The organism is Deinococcus sp. AB2017081 (assembly GCF_034440735.1).
Classification (GTDB): Bacteria; Deinococcota; Deinococci; order Deinococcales; family Deinococcaceae; genus Deinococcus; species Deinococcus rufus.
On record NZ_CP140098.1, the window covers coordinates 3572899 to 3596792 of the forward strand.

At 70.1% G+C, this 23894-nt stretch carries 21 protein-coding genes and 1 riboswitch; of the genes, 6 read left to right on the forward strand and 15 right to left on the reverse strand.

Annotation, left to right across the window (positions count from 1 at the left end):
* Nucleotides 1-135: 135 nt before the first annotated feature.
* The 3 genes from U2P90_RS17460 to thrC all read right to left on the reverse strand — a co-directional run bounded on the left by U2P90_RS17460 (nt 136) and on the right by thrC (nt 3295).
* Complete coding sequence (locus U2P90_RS17460) at nt 136-1107, reverse strand: potassium channel family protein (RefSeq protein WP_322473126.1); 972 nt, start codon at nt 1105-1107, stop codon at nt 136-138.
* 32 nt (nt 1108-1139) lie between these two features.
* On the reverse strand, nt 1140-1799 hold the full coding sequence (locus U2P90_RS17465) for a hypothetical protein (protein WP_322473127.1): 660 nt from the start codon (nt 1797-1799) through the stop codon (nt 1140-1142).
* Nucleotides 1800-1873: 74 nt separating this feature from the next.
* Nucleotides 1874-3295, reverse strand: a complete 1422-nt coding sequence (gene thrC, locus U2P90_RS17470) for a threonine synthase (RefSeq protein ID WP_322473128.1) — start codon at nt 3293-3295, stop codon at nt 1874-1876.
* Between the two features lie 153 nt (nt 3296-3448).
* Between thrC and U2P90_RS17475 the strand changes: the two genes are divergently transcribed.
* The 6 genes from U2P90_RS17475 (at nt 3449) to U2P90_RS17500 (ending at nt 10102) form a co-directional block, all read left to right on the forward strand.
* On the forward strand, nt 3449-4543 hold the full coding sequence (locus U2P90_RS17475; RefSeq protein ID WP_322473129.1) for a nitric oxide synthase oxygenase: 1095 nt from the start codon (nt 3449-3451) through the stop codon (nt 4541-4543).
* Between the two features lie 296 nt (nt 4544-4839).
* Nucleotides 4840-4924, forward strand: a riboswitch (cyclic di-GMP riboswitch).
* A gap of 402 nt (nt 4925-5326) precedes the next feature.
* The gene (locus U2P90_RS17480) at nt 5327-5725 is read left to right on the forward strand and encodes an Ig-like domain-containing protein (protein WP_322473130.1); all 399 of its coding nucleotides are present in this window, start codon (nt 5327-5329) and stop codon (nt 5723-5725) included.
* A 376-nt stretch (nt 5726-6101) separates the two neighbouring features.
* Complete coding sequence (gene pdhA / locus U2P90_RS17485) at nt 6102-7136, forward strand: pyruvate dehydrogenase (acetyl-transferring) E1 component subunit alpha (protein WP_322474720.1); 1035 nt, start codon at nt 6102-6104, stop codon at nt 7134-7136.
* 32 nt (nt 7137-7168) lie between these two features.
* The gene (locus U2P90_RS17490) at nt 7169-8134 is read left to right on the forward strand and encodes an alpha-ketoacid dehydrogenase subunit beta (protein ID WP_380101211.1); all 966 of its coding nucleotides are present in this window, start codon (nt 7169-7171) and stop codon (nt 8132-8134) included.
* 224 nt (nt 8135-8358) lie between these two features.
* Complete coding sequence (locus U2P90_RS17495; RefSeq protein WP_322473132.1) at nt 8359-9627, forward strand: C39 family peptidase; 1269 nt, start codon at nt 8359-8361, stop codon at nt 9625-9627.
* Nucleotides 9628-9706: 79 nt separating this feature from the next.
* Nucleotides 9707-10102 (forward strand): hypothetical protein, encoded by a 396-nt coding sequence (locus U2P90_RS17500; RefSeq protein ID WP_322473133.1) that lies wholly within the window; start codon nt 9707-9709, stop codon nt 10100-10102.
* Nucleotides 10103-10170: 68 nt separating this feature from the next.
* On the opposite strand, the gene yidC is transcribed toward U2P90_RS17500, so the two are convergent.
* From yidC to U2P90_RS17560, 12 genes are all read right to left on the reverse strand, one after another.
* On the reverse strand, nt 10171-11811 hold the full coding sequence (gene yidC / locus U2P90_RS17505; protein WP_322473134.1) for a membrane protein insertase YidC: 1641 nt from the start codon (nt 11809-11811) through the stop codon (nt 10171-10173).
* Nucleotides 11808-12065 (reverse strand): membrane protein insertion efficiency factor YidD, encoded by a 258-nt coding sequence (yidD, locus tag U2P90_RS17510; RefSeq protein WP_322473135.1) that lies wholly within the window; start codon nt 12063-12065, stop codon nt 11808-11810. The genes yidC and yidD overlap by 4 nt, the downstream gene beginning before the upstream one ends.
* Complete coding sequence (gene rnpA, locus U2P90_RS17515; RefSeq protein WP_322473136.1) at nt 12062-12484, reverse strand: ribonuclease P protein component; 423 nt, start codon at nt 12482-12484, stop codon at nt 12062-12064. The genes yidD and rnpA overlap by 4 nt, the downstream gene beginning before the upstream one ends.
* Nucleotides 12485-12572: 88 nt before the next feature.
* Entirely contained in the window at nt 12573-12716 is a 144-nt protein-coding gene (gene rpmH / locus U2P90_RS17520) for a 50S ribosomal protein L34 (protein ID WP_136389664.1), read from the reverse strand.
* A 606-nt stretch (nt 12717-13322) separates the two neighbouring features.
* Nucleotides 13323-14771, reverse strand: a complete 1449-nt coding sequence (locus U2P90_RS17525) for an NAD-dependent succinate-semialdehyde dehydrogenase (protein WP_322473137.1) — start codon at nt 14769-14771, stop codon at nt 13323-13325.
* Between the two features lie 31 nt (nt 14772-14802).
* Entirely contained in the window at nt 14803-16338 is a 1536-nt protein-coding gene (locus U2P90_RS17530; RefSeq protein WP_322473138.1) for an amidohydrolase, read from the reverse strand.
* Complete coding sequence (locus tag U2P90_RS17535) at nt 16335-17018, reverse strand: GNAT family N-acetyltransferase (protein ID WP_322473139.1); 684 nt, start codon at nt 17016-17018, stop codon at nt 16335-16337. Before U2P90_RS17535 ends, U2P90_RS17530 begins: the two co-directional genes overlap by 4 nt.
* Entirely contained in the window at nt 17015-18376 is a 1362-nt protein-coding gene (locus U2P90_RS17540) for an aspartate aminotransferase family protein (RefSeq protein ID WP_322473140.1), read from the reverse strand. Before U2P90_RS17540 ends, U2P90_RS17535 begins: the two co-directional genes overlap by 4 nt.
* A 172-nt stretch (nt 18377-18548) precedes the next feature.
* Complete coding sequence (gene gabT, locus U2P90_RS17545; protein ID WP_322473141.1) at nt 18549-19844, reverse strand: 4-aminobutyrate--2-oxoglutarate transaminase; 1296 nt, start codon at nt 19842-19844, stop codon at nt 18549-18551.
* A gap of 128 nt (nt 19845-19972) precedes the next feature.
* Entirely contained in the window at nt 19973-20743 is a 771-nt protein-coding gene (gene eutC / locus U2P90_RS17550) for an ethanolamine ammonia-lyase subunit EutC (protein ID WP_322473142.1), read from the reverse strand.
* The gene (locus U2P90_RS17555) at nt 20740-22122 is read right to left on the reverse strand and encodes an ethanolamine ammonia-lyase subunit EutB (RefSeq protein WP_322473143.1); all 1383 of its coding nucleotides are present in this window, start codon (nt 22120-22122) and stop codon (nt 20740-20742) included. The genes eutC and U2P90_RS17555 overlap by 4 nt, the downstream gene beginning before the upstream one ends.
* An 84-nt stretch (nt 22123-22206) precedes the next feature.
* Nucleotides 22207-23736: a PucR family transcriptional regulator gene (locus U2P90_RS17560; protein WP_322473144.1), complete on the reverse strand. Its 1530-nt coding sequence runs from the start codon at nt 23734-23736 to the stop codon at nt 22207-22209.
* Between the last annotated feature and the right edge of the window lie 158 nt (nt 23737-23894).

The following is a 23894-nucleotide window of genomic DNA, read 5'->3' on the forward strand; positions in this document are numbered from 1 at the left end:
ATGCTGGCCTTATACGGGATGGCTCTGATTCCCGAACATCCGGGACAGCGCCGGATGCTCGTCCATCGCCGCAATCCCGTACGTGTTGCTACTCGCTCTGCTCGGATGATGCTCGCGCATCATCGCAATTTCGTATCACACCAGCCGCATCCCCTCGACGGCTTCCACCTCGGCCACCGCGCCCGCCACCAGTACGGCGTCGCCAGCCTGTAAGACCTCGCCGGGGCGGCCCACCACGGGCTGACCGCCGCGCCACACGGCCACCACCAGCGCCCCCGTCTCGCGGCCCAGGTCAGCCACCGTGCAGCCCACCAGGGCGTCCGGCACGCCGATCTCGCGCACGGCGAAGTGTTCGCTGGTCACGTCGCCGCTCAGCAGGCGGCTCAAACGGGGCGCGAGCATCATCGCCGCGATGCGGTTGCCGCTCAGCTGGTAGGGGTTCACGACCTCGTCGGCCCCCGCCCGGCGCATCTTGCGGGCTGCCGACTCGTCGCTGGCCCGCGCGATCACCCGCATCCCCGGATTCAGGCCCCTGGCCGACAGCACCACGTACAGGTTGCTGGGGTCAGAGTTGATCACGCTCACCAACGACTCGGCCCGCTCGGCCCCCGCCCGGCGCAGCACGTCCTCGTCGGTCGCGTCGCCCACCAGCGTGTGAATGCCCTGGGCCTCGGCCCATGCCAGGTGCTCGGGCCGGTGGTCGATCACCACCACCTCGCGCCGCGCCGCCCGCAGGGCCATGCACACGGCCTCGCCCACCTGGCCGTACCCGCACACCACCGTATGTCCCTTCAGGTGTATCAACTTCCGCTCCTTCCGGCGCTGCACCGAGGCCGGGTCGGTCAGGCCGCGCACCACCGTCTCGGCCAGCAGGGTGAGCAGGTACAGCATCAGGCCGATGCCCACCAGCATGAGCAGCGTGCTGAACACCTTGCCGTCCGTGTGCAGCGGCCCCGGCGAACCGTAGCCCACGGTCGTCAGGGTCATCACGGTCATGAACATGCAGTCCAGCCAGCTCCAGCCCTCCAGCACGCGGTAGCCCACCGTCCCCACGCCGACCAGCCCCGCGATCAGGGCCAGCAGCGTGTACAGGCGACGGCGATCCATGTGGGGTCAGTGTAGAGGGGTAGACACCACGGTCAGCGGGCGACGTTCTGCAGGAACGTAGACAGTCCCAGACCGCCCATCCCCAGGAGCACCAGCCCGAACAGCAGCAGAGGGAGATCGTGCCACGACGGTGGCCGGGCCTCTGAGCGCAGAATCCCCTCGGGCTGTCCGGGCCTCTTCGGGCCACCAGGGGCGACCCGCACCGGCAGGAGCATCCCCAGGGTGACCCGACGCTGAGCCTCCTCCAGAATCAGCGAGTCGCCAACGGCGTACACGTCCTTCAGGCGCAGTCTGGGCGGCCTGGTTATTTGAATATCACGCAGCTCCTTCACCACGACGCGAACCTGGCGATCGGGCAATTGAAGGAGGACAGCGCAGGCCCCCTGGGCAGGCAGCCCCAGCCACCACCAAGCGGTCACTCCCTGGGTCAGTTCATGGCCGATCACCGTCCCCTCGACCAGCGGCCACAGGTCGGGGCGGGCACGACGATCCAGCAGTGGGTAGAGGGTGATCCAGCACATCGCCGCGCCACCCAGCAGACACAGGACCCCCATCACGCCGAAGTACACGTGATTGAGCCATCCGATCGCCGCTGCACTCACACCTGGCAGACACATCTGTAACGCGAGAAAGAGCAGCAGCAGAGCCGGCACCCGTACATCCTGCACCAGCCGCTTCGTGTCCAGGCTCACGGTTTCAGTGTAGATGGGTCAGTCGCGGGACATCACCCGAATCTGCCCAATACCCCCGGCGACGTGTGGCCTTCTCAACCCTTCCCCGCCAGCTTCTCCACCACGTAGGCCTTGAGCCGATCCACGTCGTTCGGGAGCACGTCGAAGTGCTTCTCCAGGCCCTCGATGCCCTCGAAGCGCTCCGGGCGCTCCGGCACGCGGCCCACGGCTTCCTGCACGGTCTCCTCGAATTTGGCGGGCAGGGCGGTCTCCAGGCAGACCATCGGAACGCCGGGGCGCTGGTGGCGCTCACCGATCAGGACGCCGTCGGCGGTGTGCGGGTCGATCAGGCGGCCGTACTGCTGGTCTATGCGGCGGATGGTCTCCAGGCGGTCGGCGTGGGTGCTGCGCCCGGAGGTCAGGCCGCTGGCCTTCACGGCGTCCCAGTGGGCACTGCCGCGCAGGTCGACGGGGCGACCTTCCCCGACCTCGCCCCACCACCCGTGGGTCTGCGGGGCATCGCTGCCGGTGATCACGTACAGGTAGCGCTCGAAGTTGCTGGCCTTGCCGATGTCCATGCTGGGGCTGGAGGTCGCCGCGACCTGGGCTGCCGGGCGCACGTGGTACACGCCGGTGCTGAAGAACTCGTTCAGGACGTCGTTCTCGTTCGTGGCGACCAGCAGCCGCCCGATCGGCAGGCCCATGCGCTTGGCCAGGAACCCCGCGAACACGTTGCCGAAATTGCCCGACGGCACGCTGAAATCCGCCTCTGCGCCCGGCGCGAGGTTCAGGGCGAAATACGCCTTGAAGTAGTACACGGCCTGCGCCAGCACCCGCGCCCAGTTGATCGAGTTCACGGCCCCGATGTCGTGGCGGGCCTTGAAGTCGGCGTCGGCGTTCACGGCCTTCACGAGATCCTGGCAGTCGTCGAAGACCCCTTCCAGGGCAATGTTGAAGATATTCGGCTCGTCCAGCGAGAACATCTGCGCCTGCTGGAAGGCACTCATGCGGCCATGCGGCGAGAGCATGAAGACGTTCACGCGGGCCTTGCCCAGCATGGCGTACTCGGCGGCGCTGCCGGTGTCGCCGCTGGTGGCTCCCAGAATGTTCACGCGCTCGTCGCGGCGCTCCAGCACGTACTCGAAGGCGTGCCCTAGGAACTGCATGGCGATGTCCTTGAAGGCCAGCGACGGCCCGTTCGACAGTTCCAGCAGGTGCAGCCCGGACGTGCCCAGCGGCGTGAGCGGCGTGATGTCCTTGCTGTGAAAGACCTCCGGGGCGTACGTGGCGTGCAGCAGCCGCTTCAGGTCGGCCTCGGGGATGTCGTCGATGAAGGGGCGCATGACGCGGTACGCGAGGTCGGGATACGGCAGGCCGCGCAGCGCTTCGAGATCCGCCGGGCTGAAGGTGGGAATGGCCTCGGGCATGGCCAGGCCGCCGTCCGGGGCCAGTCCCGAGAGCAGGACATCCGAGAAGCGGCCCAGATCCGCCGTACCGCGCGTGGAAACGTACTTCATGGCTGTTCTCCTCCAAGGCACCACGCCGGGCGGGTGCCGTCAGTGCGGCCACTCTAGCGAGTCGCGCCGGGGGCGACCCGCGCGGGGGCTAGGGCACCCGGCCACCGTGGATCGGGGACATTCCCGCCCGCCGACCGGCGGTAGCGTCATGGGATGACCGCCGCGCTGCCCCTGCCCACCCCGGACACCGCTGCGGCGGACTTCCTGGCGCAGTTCCACGCCGAGACCGGGCGGCCGGGCCTGGGGGCCCGGCTGGCCCACGTGGCGGCCCACGGCTTCACGCCCACGCCAGAGGAACTGGCCTTTGCGGCTCGGGTGGCGTGGCGCAACTCCACGCGCTGTGTGGGCCGCCTGCCGTGGCGGGCGCTGGAGGTGCGCGACCTGCGGCACGTGACCGAACCGGCCGAGGTGTTCGCCCGGCTGCTGGAGCACCTGCGGGACGCCTTTGGTGGCGGCGCGATCCGCCCCCTGATCAGCGTGTTCGCGCCGGACGTGCGCGTGCTGAACCCGCAGCTTATCCGCTACGCCGGGTACCGGAGCGCAGACGGCACCGTGACCGGCGATCCGGCCAATGTGGCGCTCACGGACTATCTGCGCTCGCTCGGGTGGGGCGGGGGGCCGGGGACGGCGTTCGATGTGCTGCCGCTGGCGATCCAGTCCGGGCGGCGCGTGGAACTGTTCACACTGCCCACCGACGCCGTGCAGGAGGTGCCCATCTCGCACCCGGAGTGTCCGGGGATCGGTGACCTGGGCGTGAAATGGCACGCGCTGCCGGTGATCAGCGACATGGCGCTGAACGTGGGCGGCGTACGGCTGGCGTGTGCGTTCAACGGCTGGTACGTGCAGACCGAGATCGCGGCGCGGAATCTGGCCGACGACGACCGCTACGACCTGCTGCCCCGCGTGGCGGCGGCGCTGGGCCTGGACACCCGCCGCGAGCGGACGCTGTGGCGCGACCGGGCGCTGGTCGAGCTGAACGTGGCGGTGCTGGAGTCCTTCGCGGCAGCCGGCGTGAAGATCGTCGATCACCACACGGTCTCGCGGCAGTTCACGCGCTTCGAAACACATGAGACCCGCGCCGGGCGAGAGGTGCGCGGCCGCTGGTCGTGGCTGATTCCGCCGGTGTCGCCCGCCACCACGCCCGTGTGGCACCGGGGCTACGACGACCGCGAACTCGCGCCGAACTTCGAGCGGCTGCCGGCCCCGTGGGATGCTCCGGTGCGGCCGGGTGGTTGCCCGTTCCATTAATTCAGCTCAGGTGTCACCTTGACCGGAATGTCAACGCTGTCACAGACGCTCGATCCGGCATCTTCATAAGGGGTCGTGCCTTTATCTTCGGCGCCCCGGCCGATCACCCGATCCCAGATGAACATGGACGCCGCCGACCTCAAATCCGATGTCCTGGAGGACAAAACTCGACCCTGGCGTCATGGCCGTTACGGACTTCATGAAGCGTGTATTCCGGGACGGTCAGGAACCGGTTCCTGACCGTCACACGGCTGTAAGAGGGTCTGCGGCAACATCAAAGCCTCGCTGGAGAACATCAGGCGGGAAGAAGCGATGAAGCGTTGTCCTGTATTCGGGCACCTGGGACGCGTGGAGCTAGTGGTGCGACCGGCTTTTCGACTGCCTGACCGTCTGCCCCGTGCAGGTGGTTCGGCCCATACTCTGCGGCCCCGGCTGCAAGAGGAGTTCCCAGATGCACAGACACGCTTCGGCGGCCCCTGTTCCCCCAGATCCACTCCCGAGCTGCCCCGCCCTGACCGGCGAGTGGCGCCACGCCCGAGTGCAGTGAGCCCGTGCGCGTGACCTGACCGTTCCGGTCAGCGTTACCCCGGCCCCGCCGCGCCTCCCGTTCCGGACAGCTCCGTCCGCCGGCCGCGCCGCTGCCTCCCGTTCCATCCCCAGGCTCAGCCCGGTGTCGCCCGACGCCCGGCCGGCCCGAGTGCCTGTTCACACCGACCACCCCCGCGCCTCTGGTAGCCGCGTGGTTCGGGCCGTGACGTGTTCCCACCACTCCCGGAGTCCCCCATGAAAGCGTTCCTCCTCTCTGCTCTGATCATCGGCCTCGCCACCAGCTGCGGCAGCACCCAGTCGCCCTCGCCCCGGATGGACGGCCAGACCGTCCATGCCGCCGGGCACGCCGACACCCAGGCCCCCACGGTGACCATGGTGATGTTCCCGCAGACCCTGCGCGAGGCGGGCAACGTGTTCTTCCAGCTGTCCACCCGTGACAACACGGACGTGGCCCAGGTGGTCATGACCATCGACGGGAAGGCCTTCGTGCAGGACCAGACCGCCCACAACTCCTACGCCAAGTACTTCACCGCGCTCGACAACGGCTCCCACACCGTGGCCGTGCAGGTCTCGGACGGTGCGGGCAATGTCACGGAATACACGCAGGACTTTCAGGTGAGCATCGGCGAGTAGGCCGGTGGGACGCCCCCCGGCACCCCCGCCCCATCAAACGCCCGTTTGGTTCGCTGCCCTCCCGCTGCTACGCTGGGGGGCAGTTCCCTGTATGGGCCGCCGCGCCCACCCCTGCCCCGTGATGCCGATGATGCCGCGCCCCGCGCCCAGCCCACCGCGCCGCCTGCTGAACCAGCGGCGGGCACCCTGACGCGCCGTCCGGAGACCCGCCCCCCCGCGATCCCGACCCCGCTGCACAGGAGCCCCCATGACCCAGCCCACCTCCAGCCCCCATGACTCCGGCCTCCGCGACCCCAGTCCGCGTGAGTCCGCCGATACGGCCTCTGCCCACGACGCCGCCAGAGCCGCCTACGAGACCGCCCAGGCCGCCGAGGACATGTTCCAGATCGTCGCGCCCGACGGCACGGTGGCCCGGCCCGAGCTGCTGCCCGAGCCGGAGATCCGACTGGAGCTGTACCGGCAGATGCGCCGTGCGCGGCACTTCGACGAGCGCGGCTGGGTGCTGTACCGCCAGGGCCGCCTGGGCGTGTTTCCGCCCTTCGGCGGGATGGAGGCCAGCCAGGTCGGCACGGCGGCGGCGCTGACCAAGGACGACTGGCTGTTCCCCACCTACCGCGACACCGGCGCGGCCCTGACGCTGGGCCTGCCGATCGCGCGGGCCCTCGCGTACTGGCGCACGTCCCCCCACGGGTGGCACATGCCGGACGACCTGAAGGTGCTGCCCTTCTACATCCCCATCGCCACGCAGTACCCGCACGCGGTGGGCGCGGCCCTGGCCGAGAAGCGCAAGGGAACGCGCAACATCGCCATGGCCTTCATCGGCGACGGCGGCAGCAGCGAGGGCGACTTCCACGAGGCACTGAACTTCGCCGGCGCCCTGGATGCGCCGTGCGTGTTCATCCTCCAGAACAACGGCTGGGCGATCTCGGTGCCGACCCGCGCCCAGACCCGCGCCACCAACCTGTCCCGCCGCGCCGAGGGCTACGGGATTCCGGGCGTGCGGGTGGACGGCAACGACGCCCTGGCGACGTACCACGTCACAGCAGAGGCCGTGGAGCGGGCCCGCAGCGGCGGCGGCCCCACCCTGATCGAGACCGTGACGTACCGCGTGAAGCCGCACACCGTGGCCGACGATCCCAGCCGCTACCGCACCGACGCCGACAGCGCCGGCTGGGACGCCAAAGATCCGGTGCTGCGCCTGCGGACGCACCTGCTGCAAGCGGGCCTGTTGACCGAGGAGTCCGAGGCCGCCCTGCTGGCCGGGATCGCCGCCGAGTTCGAGGCCGCTCTGACCGAGGCCGACAGCTACCCGGATCCGACGCCCGAGGAGATCCTGGATCACGTGTTCGCCGAGCCCACGCCGCAGCTCAGGAAGCAGCGCGAGCAGATCATCCTGGAGGCCAGCCAGTGACCGCCACCGAGACCGGCACGCGCACCATGACCATGGTCGCTGCGATCAACGACGCGCTGGACGTGGCCCTGGGTGCCGACGACACGGTGCACATCTTCGGCGAGGACGTGGGCCTGATGGGCGGCGTGTTCCGCGCCACCGACGGCCTCCAGGCGAAGTACGGCCCGGAGCGCGTGTTTGACACTCCCCTGGCCGAGGCAGGCATCGTGGGCATGGGCATCGGCATGGGGCTGGCGGGCCTGAAGCCCGTGGCCGAGATCCAGTTCGCGGGCTTCCTGTACCCGGCACTGGATCAGGTGCTGTCACACCTGGGCCGCTACCGGCACCGCACGCGCAGCCGCCACCACCTGCCCATGGTGATCCGGGCGCCCTACGGCGGCGGCGTCCACACCCCCGAGCAGCACGCCGACAGCCCGGAGGCCATCCTGGCGCACGTGCCCGGCGTGAAGGTCGTGATCCCCAGCACGCCCGCCGATGCCCGGGGCCTGCTGCTGTCCGCCATCGACGACCCCGATCCGGTGTTCTTCTTCGAGGCGATCAAGCTCTACCGCAGTGTGAAGGGCGAGGTGCCCACCGGGGACGTGCGCGTGCCCCTGGGCCGGGCGCGGATCGTCACGCCGGGCGACGACGTGACCGTCATCTGCTACGGCGGCATGGTCGAGGTCGTCCAGAAGGCCGCCGACGCCGCGAAGGCGGCCGGGATCGGCGTGGAGGTCATCGACCTGCGCACCCTGGTGCCCATGGACACCGAGACCGTGCTGGAGAGCGTGCAGAAGACCGGCCGCGTGGTCGTGGTCACCGAGGCCCCCCGCACCGCCGGCTTCCACAGCGAGATCAGCGCCGTGATTGCCGAGGAGGCCATCGAACACCTGCGCGCCCCGATCCTGCGCGTGACCGGCTATGACGCGCCGTATCCGCCCTTCACGGCGGTCGAGGACGTGTACCGCCCCAGTCCGGTGCGCGTGGCGCGGGCGATCCGGCAGGTCATGGGGTACTGAGGGGGATTCCGATGGCATCGGTTCGGAGAACCGGTGCCATCCGACCAGAGGGAGCAGGAACAGCAGACTGGCTTCGCGGCGTGGAGCCACCACCGGTGTCTTCCCGGTGGTGGTGGAATAGAGCGGAGTCAGTCTGAGAGAGCTGAGGGCAGAGGGCATAAAACCCCGACTGGGACACGTTTCCGGCTCAGGGGCAGATCATGAAGGAGGGGGATGCTGAGAGGATGCGTGTTCCTGCTCTGCTCCTCACGGCCGGCCTGCTGGTCGGCGCGGCGGCGTTCGGTGTGACGCGGTTCCAGGCGAACCGGGCCGTGCCTGGAACCGCCGTGCTGGCGGACGTACAGGCGTCCAGCACCACTCCCCTGTCCGACGCCGCGCCGCTGGAACCGGTCACGGTGGCAGCCGCGCCCACCGAGGACACCGCGCCCGCCGTCACCCTGATGCCGGAGCCGGAGGCCGAACCGGTGGCAACACCCGAGCCGGAACCGGCCACGGTGGAGCCGCCCCAGGTCAGCACGCCGGCACCGCTGCCCGCACAGGCCAGCGTCCCCGACATCCGGCACGAGTACCAGCGGCTGAACAACTGCGGCCCGGTGACGATCGGCATGGCGCTGAACCGCTGGGGCTCGACCCTGACGCAGTACGACATCGCCCCGAAGCTCAAGCCGTCGAAGGGCGACGTGAACGTCTCGCCGGATGAACTCGCCGCGTATGCCCGCTCGCAGGGCATGGACGTGCATCTGGCACGGGGCGGCGACCGGGCCATGCTGCGCGGCCTGCTGGCCGCCGGCTTCCCGGTGATCGTCGAGACGTGGTTCATCACACACGACTCGGGCGGCATGGGGCACTACCGCCTGCTGACCGGCTACGACGACAGCGCCCAGCAGTTCAGCGCCCTGGACTCGTACTTGGGGCCGCTGAAGATGGGCTACGCGAAGTTCGACGACCTGTGGCGGGCCTTCGGGCGCACCTTCCTGGTGGTGACCCCGCCCGAGAAGACCGCGCAGATGCGTGAGCTGCTGGGCACGCGGGCCGACCCGGCCGCCGCGAAGGCCGAGACCCTGCGCGTGGCCGAGGCCGAGGCCACACGCCTTGGCGACGCGCTGTCGTACCTGAACCTCGGGCAGGCGCGGCTGGAACTGGGGGACGCTCCCGGCGCGGCGCAGGCCTTCGATCAGGCACGGGCGGCACGGCCGGATCTGTCGCTTGACCCGACCCGCCCCGGCTGGGTGCAGGGCGGTCTGGCGTGGCGTGCCCTGTGGTACGAATTCGGCCCCATGGAGGCCTACACCCGCACCGGCCAGTACGGCAAGGTGCTGCAACTCACCGGCGCGGTGCTGCGCTCGGTGCCCACCCACGAGGAGGCGCAGTACTGGCGGGCCCGCGCCCTGGCCGGCCTGGGCCGCACCGCCGAGGCGAGGGCTGCCTACCGCGAGGCGCTGCGCCTGCGCCCCGACTTCGCGCAGGCCAGGAGCGATCTGAACCGGCTCTAGCAGGCGCTATGTGGCAGATTCCTGAACACCTGTTGGTTACTGTGGATGGGTGTGCAACTGTCTGTTCTTCGCCTCAAATGTGCCACTCGCTGAACTCGCCTGGGATGAACACAACCCAGGACTGACGGTCAGCCCCATCACCGCCCGAGAGGAGGCCGCTCGGACGGCTCTCAGCCAGCCTCACGTGTATGCGGTTGGCACCCACATGGGCTGCGGGTGCCCGTTTGCCTTCGAGCCCGACTGGAACCAGCCGACCGCCGCCGACCTCGCCGAATTCCAGGATAACCGCCCGAATTTTGTTCAGCTCAACGAATACTTGGAGGTGGCGCTCCGTGCTGGCGCTTCAGTCGAACTGTACAACGCCTGGGATTTCTGGCTAGAACCTTTGGATCGGAATGACCTCGGAGCGAGTGACCTGATGGCCGAACACTTCGTCTTTCAAGATAGGCAACATTACACGTTGGTCAGCGGTTGAACCGAATCCAATGGGTTGTAAAAACGCCCGCCTGACCACTCGGTTCAGGCGGGCGCTTCGGTTCGCGCTTACTTCTTCGGCGCGTCGATGGTCTTGGCCGCGTTGGCGCGGGCCACCTGCCGCGAGGGGGCCTTCTCGACCTTCACCCCGATGGTCGCGGTCTCCCGCTCGACCTGCTTGTTGATGATCACCTGCTGCACGATCCCGATCAGGGTGGACAGGATGATGTAGATGGTCACGCCCGCCGGGAAGGTCAGCGCGAAGTACAGGAAGATGATGTAGATCATGGCCTGCTGCCGGAACATGTCCGGGTTCTTGCGCGTCATGACGTACAGCTGCCCGACGTTCACGATCAGGTAGATCACGGCCAGGATGTAGAAGGGATCGGGCACGGCGAGATCCGGCAGCCACAGGAAGCCCGAGTCGAACTCGAAGTTCCGGATGGTCGACCACAGCGCGATCAGCACCGGGAAGGGAATGAACGTCGAGAAGCACCCGGCCGGGTTGAAGTTGTAGTCGCGGTACAGCTGCGCCATCTCGGCCTGCATGGCCCGCTGCGAGTCCATGTCCTTGCGTTCCTTGTACTTCTCCTGGATCTCCTTGATCTTCGGCTGCATGACCTGCATGCGCGCGGTGGTTCGCCCCTGCGCCTGCATCAGCGGCCACATGACCGCCCGCAGCAGCACGGTCAGCACGACCAGCACCAGCCCCCAGTTGCCGATGGCCTTGTACAGCGTCTCCATGAGCTTGACGATGTACAGGCTGATGTCCCCGAAGAAGTTCGGCTTGAACAGACCCGGCAGCGTGGTGTAACCGCTCTGGTACAGGTGGATCAGTTCGTTCTTGCCGCCGTAGATCTCCAGGTTGCTGCTGGCCGGTACCGATGCGCTGATCAGGCCCTGGGCGCCGCCGGTCAGGGTGGCGCTGATGGCCTGTCCGGCGGCCGGAGCCGCGCTGGCGGGCGTGGCCGCGCTGCCCGCCGTGCCCGTCTGCGGGCGGATGATCAGCGCGTGCGCGACCTGGCTGGGGTTTTCCTGCAACGCCGCGTACTGGATGTTCTCCACGGTCAGGGTGGCGGTGCCCTGTGCGGTGGCAGGCTGGGTGCCCCCCACGCTGTAACCCTGCACACGCGGGTTGTCGGCCTTGCCCAGACCGGGGAACAGGATGTTCACGCGCTCAGGGCCGCCTGTGATTTCGGTCTTCAGGTCGATCTTGAAGCTGCGGGGATGCAGGGTCACGGTCTTGGTGACCGTCGCGCCGCCCTGCGTGTAGCGGAACACGGCATCCTGCCGGTTGGCGGCGACATCGGTCGTGAGGCCCGTGGGAGCCGAGGTCTGCGCCGGCTGGGCCGGATTAAGGCCCTCGGCCTGCACGGCCAGCGCCTTGCGGCCCGCGACCATGTTCACGATGCCCTTCTGGTCTTTCAGGGCACTGAAATCCCACGTGCCGTCACCGCGCCGCTTGATGTACGGCGTGCCGGCGTAGCCCTTGACGTACCAGCCGATCACCTCGCCGCGCGTGTTGAAGACCACATCCTGCAGGTTGCTGGTCGCGATGTACTCGTCGCCGGGGGTGCCGTCGAAGTCGGCGGTGATCCACTCGGGTGTGATGGCCTTGCCGAAGGTGGGCAGGGGGCCGGTGGTGCCGCAGCCCGTCAGGAGCAGGGCGGCGGCCACGGCCGTCAGGGAAAGCAGGTGTCTTGTTTTCATGGAGTTCTCTTTGTGGGAACAGCGGGAAAGGTCTCGGGGACGGGATCGAAGCCGCCGGGCACCAGGGGGTTGCAGCGCAGGATGCGCCACGTGGCAAGCCAGCTGCCCCGCAGCGCACCGTGCCGCTCGATGGCCTGGGCAGCATACTCCGAGCACGTGGGCGTGAACCGGCACGTGGGCGCAGGCTTGCGCGGCGATACCGACCGCTGATAGTGCCGGACGACCCGGATCAGACCACGCGACGCAAGGCTCATTCCCGGCCTCCGGCTGGGGTGGGATCTGGGGTCACAGGGGCAGATACGGCCCGCGTTCCGCCGGAGTTCCCGCCCCGCCCCCTCACACGGCCCGGTGCCCGGGCCAGGGCACGGATCAGGGCGGCCTGCACCTGGGCGAACTCTGCCGTGAGTACCGCCGGGTTCGGCAGCAGGATCGCCCGGCACGGCGGCAGGCCGCCCGGCAGGGTGCGCAGCGCCTCGCGCACGCGGCGGCGGGCGCGGTTGCGATCCACCGCCCGTTTCAAGGTCTTCTTGCTGATCACGATCCCGATGATGGCGCGGGGCCGCCACGTCTCACCGTGGCGCGGGCGGTACTCCGCGACGCGCAGCGTGAACAGCGGGTCGCGCACCGCCACGCCGTGCACGCGGACCTTGCGGAACTCCCGGTCGCCCGTCAACGACGCCAGCGCCACCGGACGGCGGGGCCGTTCCTGGGTGGCGCTGGCGGTGGGGGTGTGGGCGATGGCCGGCTCCTGGTCGAGGAGCTTACTCGTCGCTGACGGTCAGCTGGTGACGGCCCTTCGCGCGGCGACGCGCGAGGATGTTGCGGCCGGACTTGGTCTTCATGCGGGCGCGGAAACCGTGGGTCTTGGCCCGCTTGCGGACGTTGGGCTGGTAGGTACGCTTCATCTCTGCTCTCCTTGCTCGCGGCGTGGCGGCCAGTTGGCGGGCCTGCCGACTTCACGCGCGCCCCGTCTCGGGGCAAACTCCGGGAGTGTATCACGGGGGCCGGCGCAGGGCCAAGTGGGGCGAGGGTCGCGTCAGAGGCAACTGCACAGTGTTAGAAGATGCTGACGTTGATAGCGCTGCGTGCGAACCTCTCGCTTCGCGCTCCGCGAGTCCGCCCCTCCGGGGCACCTTCCCTCAAGGGGAGGCAAGAAGAAGGCTGACCGGCACGCCGTTCTTCTGCTCTTTGTTGTTAAAAACGAATGGTCTCCCGAATCGTCCTGCCTCACACCTCGCCGCGAGCTGCCACCGGCCGTCGGGAGGTGGCTCCATCCGTTCGGGGTCGGCCCCTCACTCCTCCTGGTTCGTTCCCAGAGGCTCACTCCCTCATGGGCGGAGCGCACGGGCCTGTCGATGGGGTGGGCATGGCATCGAGGGAGGACATGTCAACGCTTATAAGGACTCCGCCGCGCTGAAAAACTCTCTTGCCCAGCGCAGCGCTACTCCCCTGCCCCGTTGGGGTAGGAGCTGGGGGTGGGGGAGCCCGCCGCAGGCGCACACCATCACACCTCAGATCCCCATGCTGATGTACTTCGTCTCCAGGTACTCGTCCAGGCCCCAGTGCCCGCCCTCGCGGCCCACGCCGCTGTTCTTCATGCCGCCGAAGGGCATCTGCGGCGCGGCGGCGCTGGGGCCGCCGTCGTTGATGCCGACGATGCCGTACTCCAGCGCTTCCGCCACGCGGAAGGCGCGCGACAGGTTGGTGGTGTACGCGTAGGCGGCGAGGCCGTACTCGCTGGCGTTCGCCAGGGCGAGGCCCTCCTCCTCGGTGTCGAACACGACGACCGGGGCGACGGGGCCGAAGGTCTCCTCGCGCAGGATCAGGGAGTCCGGGTGGACGTCCGTGAGCACGGTGGGGTGGAAGTACAGGCCCTCCCTGTGCGTGCCGCCCACCGTGGCGGTCGCGCCGCGGGCGATGGCGTCCTCGACCTGCGCCCGCACCTTGTCCAGGCCCGCCTGCTCGACGACCGGGCCGACGCCCGTGCCGTCCTGCAGCGGATCGCCGAGCACGAGGTCGCCCGTGAGGCGCGTGAGGATCGCGGTGAACTCGGCGGCCACCTCGCGCTGCACGTACACGCGGTTGGTGCTGATGCACGTCTGCCCGGCGTTGCGGAACTTGCTCGCCATGACCTCCCGCGCGGCCTTCTCCAGGTCGGCGTCCGCGAAGATCAGGAAAGGGGCGTGCCCGCCGAGTTCCAGCGACACGCGCTTGATGGTCTTCGCGGCCTGCCCGTACAGCAGGCGGCCCACGGCGGTGCTGCCGGTGAAGGTCAGCTTGCGGACGCGCTCGTCCTCCATGAACGGCGCGCTGAACGCGGGCGCGTCGTTGGTGGGGAGCACCTGCAGGGTGTTCGCGGGGCCGCCGGCCTCCAGCCACAGTTCCGCGAGGTATAGGGCCGTCATGGGGCTCTGCTCGGCGGGCTTGAGGATCATGACGCAGCCGGCCGCGAGCGCGGGCGCGGCCTTGCGCGTGATCATGCCCGCCGGGAAGTTCCACGGCGTGACGGCGTACACGATCCCGACGGGCTCGCTGCTGGTGAAGCCGCGCTTGTGGTCGAAGCGGCTGGGCACGCGTTCTCCGCCGATGCGGCTGGCCTCCTCGGCGCACCACTCGATGAAGCTGGCGGCGTAGTGCACCTCGCCGCGCGTCTCGGTGATCGGCTTGCCCATCTCCAGGGTCATGAGGCGCGCGAGCTGCTCCTTGTGCTCGAACATCAGGTCGTGCCACTTCCGCAGGATCTGGCCGCGCTTGTACGGGTTGACCTTCCGCCAGTCCTTCAGGGCGACCTCGGCGGCGTCGATGGCGCGGCGGGCATCGTCGGCGGTGCAGTCGGCGACCGAACCGATGGGTTCCAGCGTGCCGGGGTGGATGACCTCGAAGGTCTTCGGGGTGGCGTGCCAGCCGCCGTCGAAGTAGGCCTTGGAGCGGGTCACGGGATCGTTCAGCAGGGTGGTCATGGAAGCCTCCGGGGGCGGGAAAGGAGTCGGATCAGGGGGTTCGGGCGGGGTCGGCGCTCAGGTCGGCCACGAGGCCGGCGCGCACCGGGATGTCCGGCCACGACTGGGGGGCAGTGTCGAAGAGGTCGCCCTCCACGATGGTGAGGTCGGCGCGTTGTCCGGGTTCCAGCGTGCCGCGGTCGTTCTCGTCGCCGTGCGCGACCGCGCCGCCGCGCGTGTAGGCCCCGAGGGCCTGGTCGAGCGTGACCGCCTGTCCCGGCACGTACGGTTCGGCCACGGCGGCCGCCAGTCCGGACAGGGGCCGCAGTTCCCGCACGACCGGCCCGTCGCTGGAAAAGGCCACGTCCAGCCCGGCGTCAAACATGGCCCGCAGCGGGAACACCTGCCCGGCCAGCTCGTCCGGCACGTAGCGGTCGTAGTTGGCGCGCAGCTCGTGCAGGAACACCGGCTGCGGCACCGCGATCACGTCGAGTTCCCGCGCGAGCCGCAGGTGCTCGGCGTCCGGCAGGCCGAAGTGCTCGATGCGGTGGCGGGGCCCGCCGGGGTGCTCGCGGGCCAGCCGCGCGTACACGCCGAGCAGCTGTGTCAGGGCCACGTCCCCGATGGCGTGCGCGCCGATGCGGAAGCCCGCCACGTGCGCCTCGCGGGCCAGCTCGTACAGCTCGGCGGTGTCGAAGCGCAGCACGCCGCGCGTGCCCGTGTCCCTGAACGGCACGCTGACCGCGGCGGTCGCGCCGCTCAGGCCGCCGTCCGTGAAGAACTTGACCGAGTCGCAGCGCAGCGTGGGCGAGACGTGCTTCTCCGGCAGGGGGTACGTGGCCGCGCCGCCGTCCGGCCGGCGGATGTACAGGAGATTGACGCGCATGGGCAGGCGGCCCGCCGCGTCCAGCGCGCGGTACGCGGCGTACAGGGGCGGATCGACCGCCGGGTCGGTCGCGGCGGTGAAGCCCAGCGCCCGGAGGTACTCCAGCCCCGCCAGGATCCACGCCTCGAACTGCGCCTGGGTGGGCTCGGGCATCGCGCCGTACACGAGGCCATAAGCAGTCTCGGTGAGGATGCCGCTGTCGTAATCGATCTCGCCGCCGGCCGGGGCGGGCGTGTCCGCGTGGATGCCGGCCCGCTCCAGTGCGGGCGTGTTCACCGCGTGGATGTGCGCGCAGGTGCGCGTGAGCAGCACCGGCCGCCCCGGCGCGAGCCGGTCGAGCAGTTCCCGCGTGGGCGACCCGCCCAGCCGCGCCTCGTTCCACCCGCGCCCCCACAGCCACGCGCCTTCCGGAAGCTGCGCGTGCCGCTCAGCCACCCTCGCCGCGAGGTCGTCCAGCGACGTCGCCTCACGCAGGTCGAGCAGCGTCGTGCGGAGCTGCCCGACCTTCCACACGTGCACGTGTGCGTCCGTGAAGCCCGGGAAGGCGTGTGCCCCACCCAGATCGACGCGGGCCGCGCCGCGGGCGTCCAGTTCATCCAGCGCGCCCGAGGCCACCACGCGCCCGTCACGCACGAGCAGGGCCTCCACCGTCCGGGCGTCCGCCCACGGGTGGATCGGGCCGCCGTGGTACAGCGTGCTCACGGCCGGAATTCCTTATTGCGCCACACGATGCACACCCCGTAGTTCCCGCAGGACTCGTCCTCCAGGTAGTCCGGGATGATGCCCCACACGCCGTACCCGCGCCTGAGCTGCACGCTGAGCACCGGGTCGGCCCGCTCGCCCCGGACGACCTCCATGACGTACTGCTCGATGCTCAGCACATCGGCCACCGCGCCGTAGCCCTTGGGCATGGCCCCGGCGATGTGACCGCGCAGGTTCAGGCGGCGGATCAGGTCGTGCCGCGCGCCGTACAGCAGCGTGGCGAGGCCCTGCCCCCGGCACTTCGGGTGCACGCCGATGTCCGCGCCGTACAGCCACTCGCCGTGCGGGTCGTGCGTGGTGAACAGGTTGTCCCCGGTTTCCTCCAGGTACGGGTGCGCGTAGTGCGCGAAATCCACGTTCATGCGCAGGTCGCTGCTGGAGGCCACGAGTTCACCTGTATGGGCGTCCAGCACGGCCAGCTGCCCCTCCGGGAAGTGCGCTTGGTGCGACCGGAAGTGCCGCTCCGTGGCGATCTCGTCCTCGGAGAGGTCGGGGAAGCACGCGCGCTGCACGGCCTCCAGGGCGGGGGCATCGTCCGCACGGGCCTGTACGACCACGTAGCGGCCGTCGGCACGGGCGGCGAGCACGTCCCGGCCCAGGAAGCTGCGTGCTCCTGTCACGCGGTCACGGCCTCCTTCTCGCGCAGCGCCGCGTATGCCTCGCGCACGGCGTCGGCGACCTCGGTCAGCGCCTCGCGCAGCATGTCCTCGGGGATGTCCAGCGCAGGCAAAAAGCGGATGCAGTTGCTGTACAGGCCCGCGCGGATGAGCAGCACGCCGCGCTTCACGGCCAGCGGCACGGCGTTGGCGATCACGTCCATCCACGGTTCCTTCGTGTGCGTGTCCTTCACGAACTCCACGACCATCATCGCGCCGATCCCGCGGATGTCCCCGATGGGCAGTTCGCCGCGCAGGGGCTCCCACACCTCGCGCACCACGCGCTCCACCGTCTTGGCATGGTCCATGAAGCCCGGTTCGTGCAGCACGTCCAGCACGGCCAGGGCCGCCGCGCACGCCAGGGGACTGCCGCCGTAGGTGCTGCCCACGCCGCCCAGGTGCGGGGCGTCCATGATCTCCGCGCGGCCCGTCACGGCGCTCACCGGCACGCCCGCGCCCAGGCTCTTGGCCGTGATGACCAGATCCGGGATCACGCCCGAGTGCTCGATGGCGTACATCTTCCCGGTGCGGCCGCTGCCGCTCTGGATCTCGTCGGCGATCATCACCGCGCCCGTCCGGTCGCAGATCTCGCGGATCTTGCGCAGGAACTTCGCCGGCGTGGGAATAAAGCCGCCCTCACCCATGACGGGCTCGATCACGATGCACGCCAGGGCGGAGCCGTCGATCTGCGCCACCAGGGCGTTCTCGAGGTTCCAGCAGCACCAGTCGATCCAGCCTTCCGCGTCCATGCCGGCCGGCGGACGGTACGGGTTCGGGAACGGCAGGCGATACACCTCGCTCGCGAACGGCCCGAAGCCCTTCTTGAACAGCCCGTACTTGCTGGTCATGGACATGGTCAGGTTCGTGCGCCCGTGGTACGCGCCCTCGAACACGATGATCCCGGCGCGGCCCGTGTACGCCCGCGCGATCTTGACCGCGTTCTCCACGGCCTCCGCCCCGCCGTTCGCCAGCAGCGTCTTCTTCGGGAAGTCGCCCGGCGTCAGCGCGTTCAGGCGCTCGGCCAGCGCCGGGTACCCCTCGAAGTTCACGACCAGCGCGCCCGGATGCACCGCCTGCGCCACCTGCTCGTGCAGGGCCTGCACGACCCGCGGGTGGTTGTGCCCCACGGCCATCATGCCGATCCCGCACGCCAGGTCGATGAAGGTGTTGCCGTCCACGTCGGTCACGAGCGACCCCTGCGCGGACGCCACCGCCACGGCGTTCGCCTGCCCGAGTCCCCTGGACACGGCGTCGGCGCGGCGTTTCTGGAGGGCAACGGACTGCGGGCCGGGAATGGGCGTGTTCAGCTTGATGTACGGCATGGGGACTCCTTGGGTGGATGAGTTGGAGGAGGGGGACGCTTCGGTTTAACCCCTCAGTCGGCTTCGCCGCCAGCTCCCCTCAAGGGGAGCCAAAGAGCACATCGTTGCCTTCCCTTGAGGTGCCTCGCAGCGGCGGACTCGCAGAGCTGCGCAGCAGAGGGGTCTACGCGACTCAGCCGCCCGCTGCCGCGCGCACCGCGCCCGTGAACTTCTCCAGGCCCTCGCTGAGTTCGTCGTCGGTGACGGTGAGGGGCACGAGGACGCGGATGACGTTGGCGTACATGCCGGCCTTGAGGAGCAGCAGGCCGCGCGTGCGGGCTTCCTCGACGACGCGGGTGGCCAGGTCGGGGTCGGGCTCGCGGCTCACGCGGTCTTTGACGAATTCCAGGGCGATCATGGGGCCCTGGCCGCGCACGTCGCCCACGGCACCGATGTCGCCCTGGAGGGCCGTGAAGGCGTCGTGCAGGCGGGTGCCGACGTGCCGGGCATGTTCCAGCAGCGTGCCGTCCTCGAACAGGTCGAGCACCGCGAGGCCCGCCGCGCACGCCAGGGGGTTCCCGGCATACGTGCCGCCGAGCCCGCCGGTCAGCGGGGCGTCCATGATGTCGGCGCGGCCGGTGACGCCGCTGATGGGCAGGCCCCCGCCGATGCTCTTGGCGAAGGTCAGCAGGTCCGGCTGCACCCCGCTCGCCTCGATGGCCCAGAAGTCGCCGGTGCGGCCCACGCCGCTCTGGATCTCGTCGGCGATGAACACGATGCCGTGCTCGTCGCAGATCTGGCGCAGGGCTTTCAGGAACTCCACCGGGGCGGGCAGGAAGCCGCCCTCGCCCAGGACGGGTTCGAGGATGATCGCGGCCACCCTGGACGCGTCCACGGTCGTGCGGAACAGTTCGCGCAGGCCCTCCAGCGCGGCCTGCACGGTGGTGCCGCGGTACTCGTACGGGAACGGCGCGTGGTACACGTCCGGCGCGAAGGGGCCGAAGTTCTGCGCGTAGTACGCCTTCTTGCCGGTCAGGGTCATGCCCATCAGGGTGCGGCCGTGGAAGGAGTGCGTGAACGAGATCACGGCGGGGCGGTTCGTGAACGCGCGGGCGATCTTGATGGCATTCTCGGTGGCCTCCGCGCCGGTGCTGAGGAACAGCGTCTTGGCCTTGCCGGGGGCGGGGAAGCGGGCGTTCAGGCGCTGCGCGAGGCGCAGGTACGGCTCGTAGGCCGTGACCTGGAAACACGTGTGGCTGAAGTTCGTGAGCTGCGCGTGCACGGCCGCCACGACCGCCGGGTGGTTGTGCCCGACGTTCAGCACGCCGATCCCGCCGACCCAGTCGTGGTACTCGCGGCCCTCGACGTCCCACAGTTTCACGCCCTCGGCGCGGGCGGCCACGATGGGATGCGCGAGACTGATGCCGCGCGGGATCTCCGATTGCCGCAGGGCCAGGAGGTCGTCGGTGCGGGTGGTGGTGATGGTCATGCTGCCTCCTTGGGCCCCAGTGAGCGGTGCTCCGGTGATGTGACCGGGTCAGCGTATCCGCCCCGTCCGCAGACGACCCCGGAGGCCATCTACAGTGAACTGCGCTGTCTGTCAGAGATCATCGCCAATCACCGCAGGGCATGAGGCGCGAAGTGCCGGGGCACCTCGCCGCTCTCGTCCTTGAGGGACACGCCGCTGAGCTGCCGGCGCAGGGCACTGACGATCAGCCAGTGCAGCCGCCACGCGGCCGTACGGGTGTCCAGCCCGGCCGGGCGGATGTTCGACACGCAGTTGCGGGCCGAGTCCGGGGTCAGCGGCTGCGGACCAAAGGTCAGGTACGCGCCCAGGCTGTCGGGGCTGCTCAGGCCGGGCCGCTCGCCGATCAGGACAAGCACCAGCCGTGCCCCCAGGGCGAGCGCCACCCCGTCCCCGAGAGCCACGCGGGCCTGCACGGCCAGCACGACGGGCGCGAGCGTGAAGCCGTCCTGACGCAGCGCCGGCAGCAGCGCCCCGAGCACGCCCGGCACCTGCGCCAGCGCCCCCGCCGACAGGCCGTCCGCGACGACCACGGCGATGTCGGGCGGTGGCCCGGCCCGGTGGCCCGACAGCAGCGCGGCCGACTCCGGGTGCAGGGTGCGCCCGAAATCCGGCCGCCGCAGGTAGATGGCCCGGTCTGAAGCGCGGCTGCGCACCTCCAGCACGGTCTCGCCCAGCCCTTCGAGCACGGCCCGCAGCCCCGCGATATCCGCCGCGTCGTGGACGGCGTCCTGTGCTGCCGCGTGCGCCTGCGTGAACTTCAGGAGTTCGCGGGTGGGCAGCGACGTGCCGGCGCGGCCCTGCGCCACCCGCGCCTCCGTGAAGTCCTTCAGGATCGCCCAGGGGTCGTCGGCGGGGGTCACGCTCTCTCCAACCCGGCCATCAGGGCCTGTACGCGCCGGGTGTCCGGGTTCGCCAGCACCCCGGCGCGGGTCAGGCCCACCGACTCCAGCCACGCGGCGAATTCCGGCGCGGGTGGGCGGTTAAAGAGGCGGCGCACGTACCACGCGTCGTGGAAGGAGGTGCTCTGGTAGTTCAGCATGATGTCGTCCGCGCCGGGCACCCCCATGATGAAGGTCACGCCCGCCGCGCCCAGCATGGTCAGCAGGACGTCCATGTCGTCGCCATCGGCCTCGGCATGGTTGGTGTAGCAGATGTCGCAGCCCATCGGGAGGCCCAGCAGTTTGCCGCAGAAGTGATCCTCCAGCCCCGCCCGGATGATCTGCCGCCCGCCCAGCAGGTACTCCGGGCCGATGAACCCGACCACCGTGTTCACCAGCAGGGGCCGGAACCGCCGCGCCACCGCGTAGGCACGGGCTTCCAGCGTGCCCTGGTCGACCCCGTGGTGGGCTCCGGCCGACAGCGCACTCCCCTGCCCCGTCTCGAAGTACATGACGTCGTGGCCCACCGTGCCGCGTCCCAGTTCCAGCGCCGCCGCGTGCGCCCCCTCCAGCAGCGCCAGATCGATGCCAAAGCCCGCGTTCGCCGCCTGCGTGCCCGCCACGCTCTGGAACACCAGATCGACGGGAGCACCGCGCTGTATGGCCTCCAGGGTGTTCGTCACGTGCGTCAGCACGCAGGTCTGCGTGGGCACGCCTGTCCGCTGCCGGAACTCGTCCAGCAGATGCAGCAGCGTGACGGTGCTGTCCACGCTGTCCAGCGCGGGATTGATGCCGATCACGGCGTCCCCGGCTCCGTAGCTCAGGCCATCCAGCGTGCTGGCCAGGATGCCGCGGGGGTCGTCGGTGGGGTGGTTGGGCTGCAGCCGCGTGCTGAAGGTGCCACGCCCCCCGATGGTGTTGCGGAAACGGGTGACCACCTCGATCTTCGACGCCACCAGCACCAGATCCTGACTCCGCATCAGCTTGGCGACCGCCGCGACCATCTCGGGCGTCAGGCCGGGGGCCAGGGCCGCCAGGCTCTCCCCCGTCGCACCGTCACCCAGCAGCCAGTCTCGGAATTCACCCACACTGAGATGCGCGACCGGCGCGAAGGCCGCCGCGTCGTGCGTGTCCACGATCAGGCGCGTGACCTCGTCGTGCTCGTAGGGAATCAGGAGATCGTCCAGGAACACGCGCAGCGGCAGGTCGGCCAGCACGGCGCGGGCCGCCTCGCGCTCGGTGGCAGAGGTGGCGGCCACACCGGCGAGTTCATCACCGGACTTCTGCGGACTGGCGCGGCCCAGTACCGCCTTCAGGTCAGGAAACGAGACGTGCGTGTGCCCCAGCGTGATGTGGTACATGGCAGCTCCTGGGAAAATGGGGGGCGGAGAAGACAGGAGGGAGACGGGAGGGCCCGCTCGTGATCCACCGGCCGGGCGAAACCCTCAGCCCGTCAGCGCGTCCAGTTGCAGGGCCAGCCACCACAGGGCGCGGGTGTCCGGCTGCCCCAGGGGCCGTCCGGTCAGGGCCTCGATCCGCTCCATGCGGTAGCGCAGCGTGTTGGCGTGGATGCCCAGCCGGGCGGCCGTGTCGACCTGCGAGAACCCCGTCTCGGACAGGGTGCGGATGGTGGCGACCAGACCATCTGCGCCGCGCACGTCACGCAGCGGCCCCAGCAGACCGCGGGTCAGGTCGGTCTGCGCATCCCGGTCGCCGCTCAGGGCGCGCGGCACGAGCACCTCGGCGTAGGAGCGGAGCATCCCGGGGCGGGCATACGCGGCCAGCGACAGGGCCTCGGCGCGGCCCTGGGCCAGGGCGTCGGCCCCGGCGCGGGTGCGGGAGTACACCATGCCGCCGGCAGCGGTGGCCGACTCCTGCCAGCCCAGACGGGCCCACAGGCGCGCGGCGGGCACCGACGCCGGCAGCAGGAACCACACCGTGTTCAGGTTCACGCTGACCAGCGGCGACGCGCCCAGGGACGACAGCACGCCCCGCAGCTCCTGGGCGGCCCGCTCGCGCCCGGCGAAGCCCTCCGGGCTCAGGGGCAGGGTATCGCGCAGCACCAGCAGACCCACGGCGTACTCGCCGTCCGGGTCGAAACCCAGCCGGGCGGCGCGTTCCTGCGCGGTCGGGTCGCCGGTGAAGCGGCCCTCCAGCAGGGTGTCCACGAAGGCGTAGCCCAGTCTGGCCTCGCGCACCTCGGCGTCGCGCTGGGCCAGGAGCAGCAGGCCCACGACAGTCGCGGCGTGCTCGGCGGCACGGACGGCCAGGTCGTCGGGGGCACCGTCCGGCCGCTCACGCCCGCCCCCGCCCGCCACCCAGACGCCGCCCTCGCGGGCACCGCGCAGCACGACCGGCACCAGCGTGCCGCCGGCCAGGCTGCGGGGGCCGGTGCCGGGGCGCGCCAGGGCGGCCAGCACCTCGCCCGCGTCCGGGGCCGGGCCGGGCGTGAGCGGCGTGCCGGCAGCCGAGCACACCACCGCCGCGCATCCCAGCCCGTCCGCCAGGGTCTGCGCCACGTCCGTGACGCTCCCCCCCAGCGCAGCTCGGGTCAGGGCCCGGTGGATGCGCTCGCTGCGGCGAAGCACGTCGGCCTGCTCCCGCAGGATGTGGCCGTGGACTTCCTGCACCACCTGCGCGAAGGGGACGTCGTACGGCAGTTCCAGCGTGGGAATGCCACGCGCGGCGAGCGGCGCGGCGACCTCAGGCGGAAAGGTGGCGAAGAAGTGCGGAACCGCCAGCACCACGGCGGCCGGATCGCAGGCGGCGAGGTCATGGCCGAACGCAGAGAGGGCCGCGCCGGTGTGGGGCCACGACAGCCCGGTGGTGAGCAGGAAGGTGCCGGGCGTGACCCAGCGCGGCGTCTCGGGCACATCAACCACATGGGCCAGCCGCACCTCGCGCTGCATGTCGCCGGCTCCCACCGCACGCGCGCCGGCCAGCGACGGCAGCGTCAGGGCGTCATGGTTACGCACGGGCACCTCCGGAGACCACGGGGCATGCCCCAGCTTACGCCACTGCATGGTGAACTGCCTCCAGCGATCCGAGGCCCGCATTGGAGCTTCACCATAAGGCGAGGTTCGCACCTGACCTTTAGGCTTCATGAAACCCCTGGCCATCGCCCCGTGTGCCC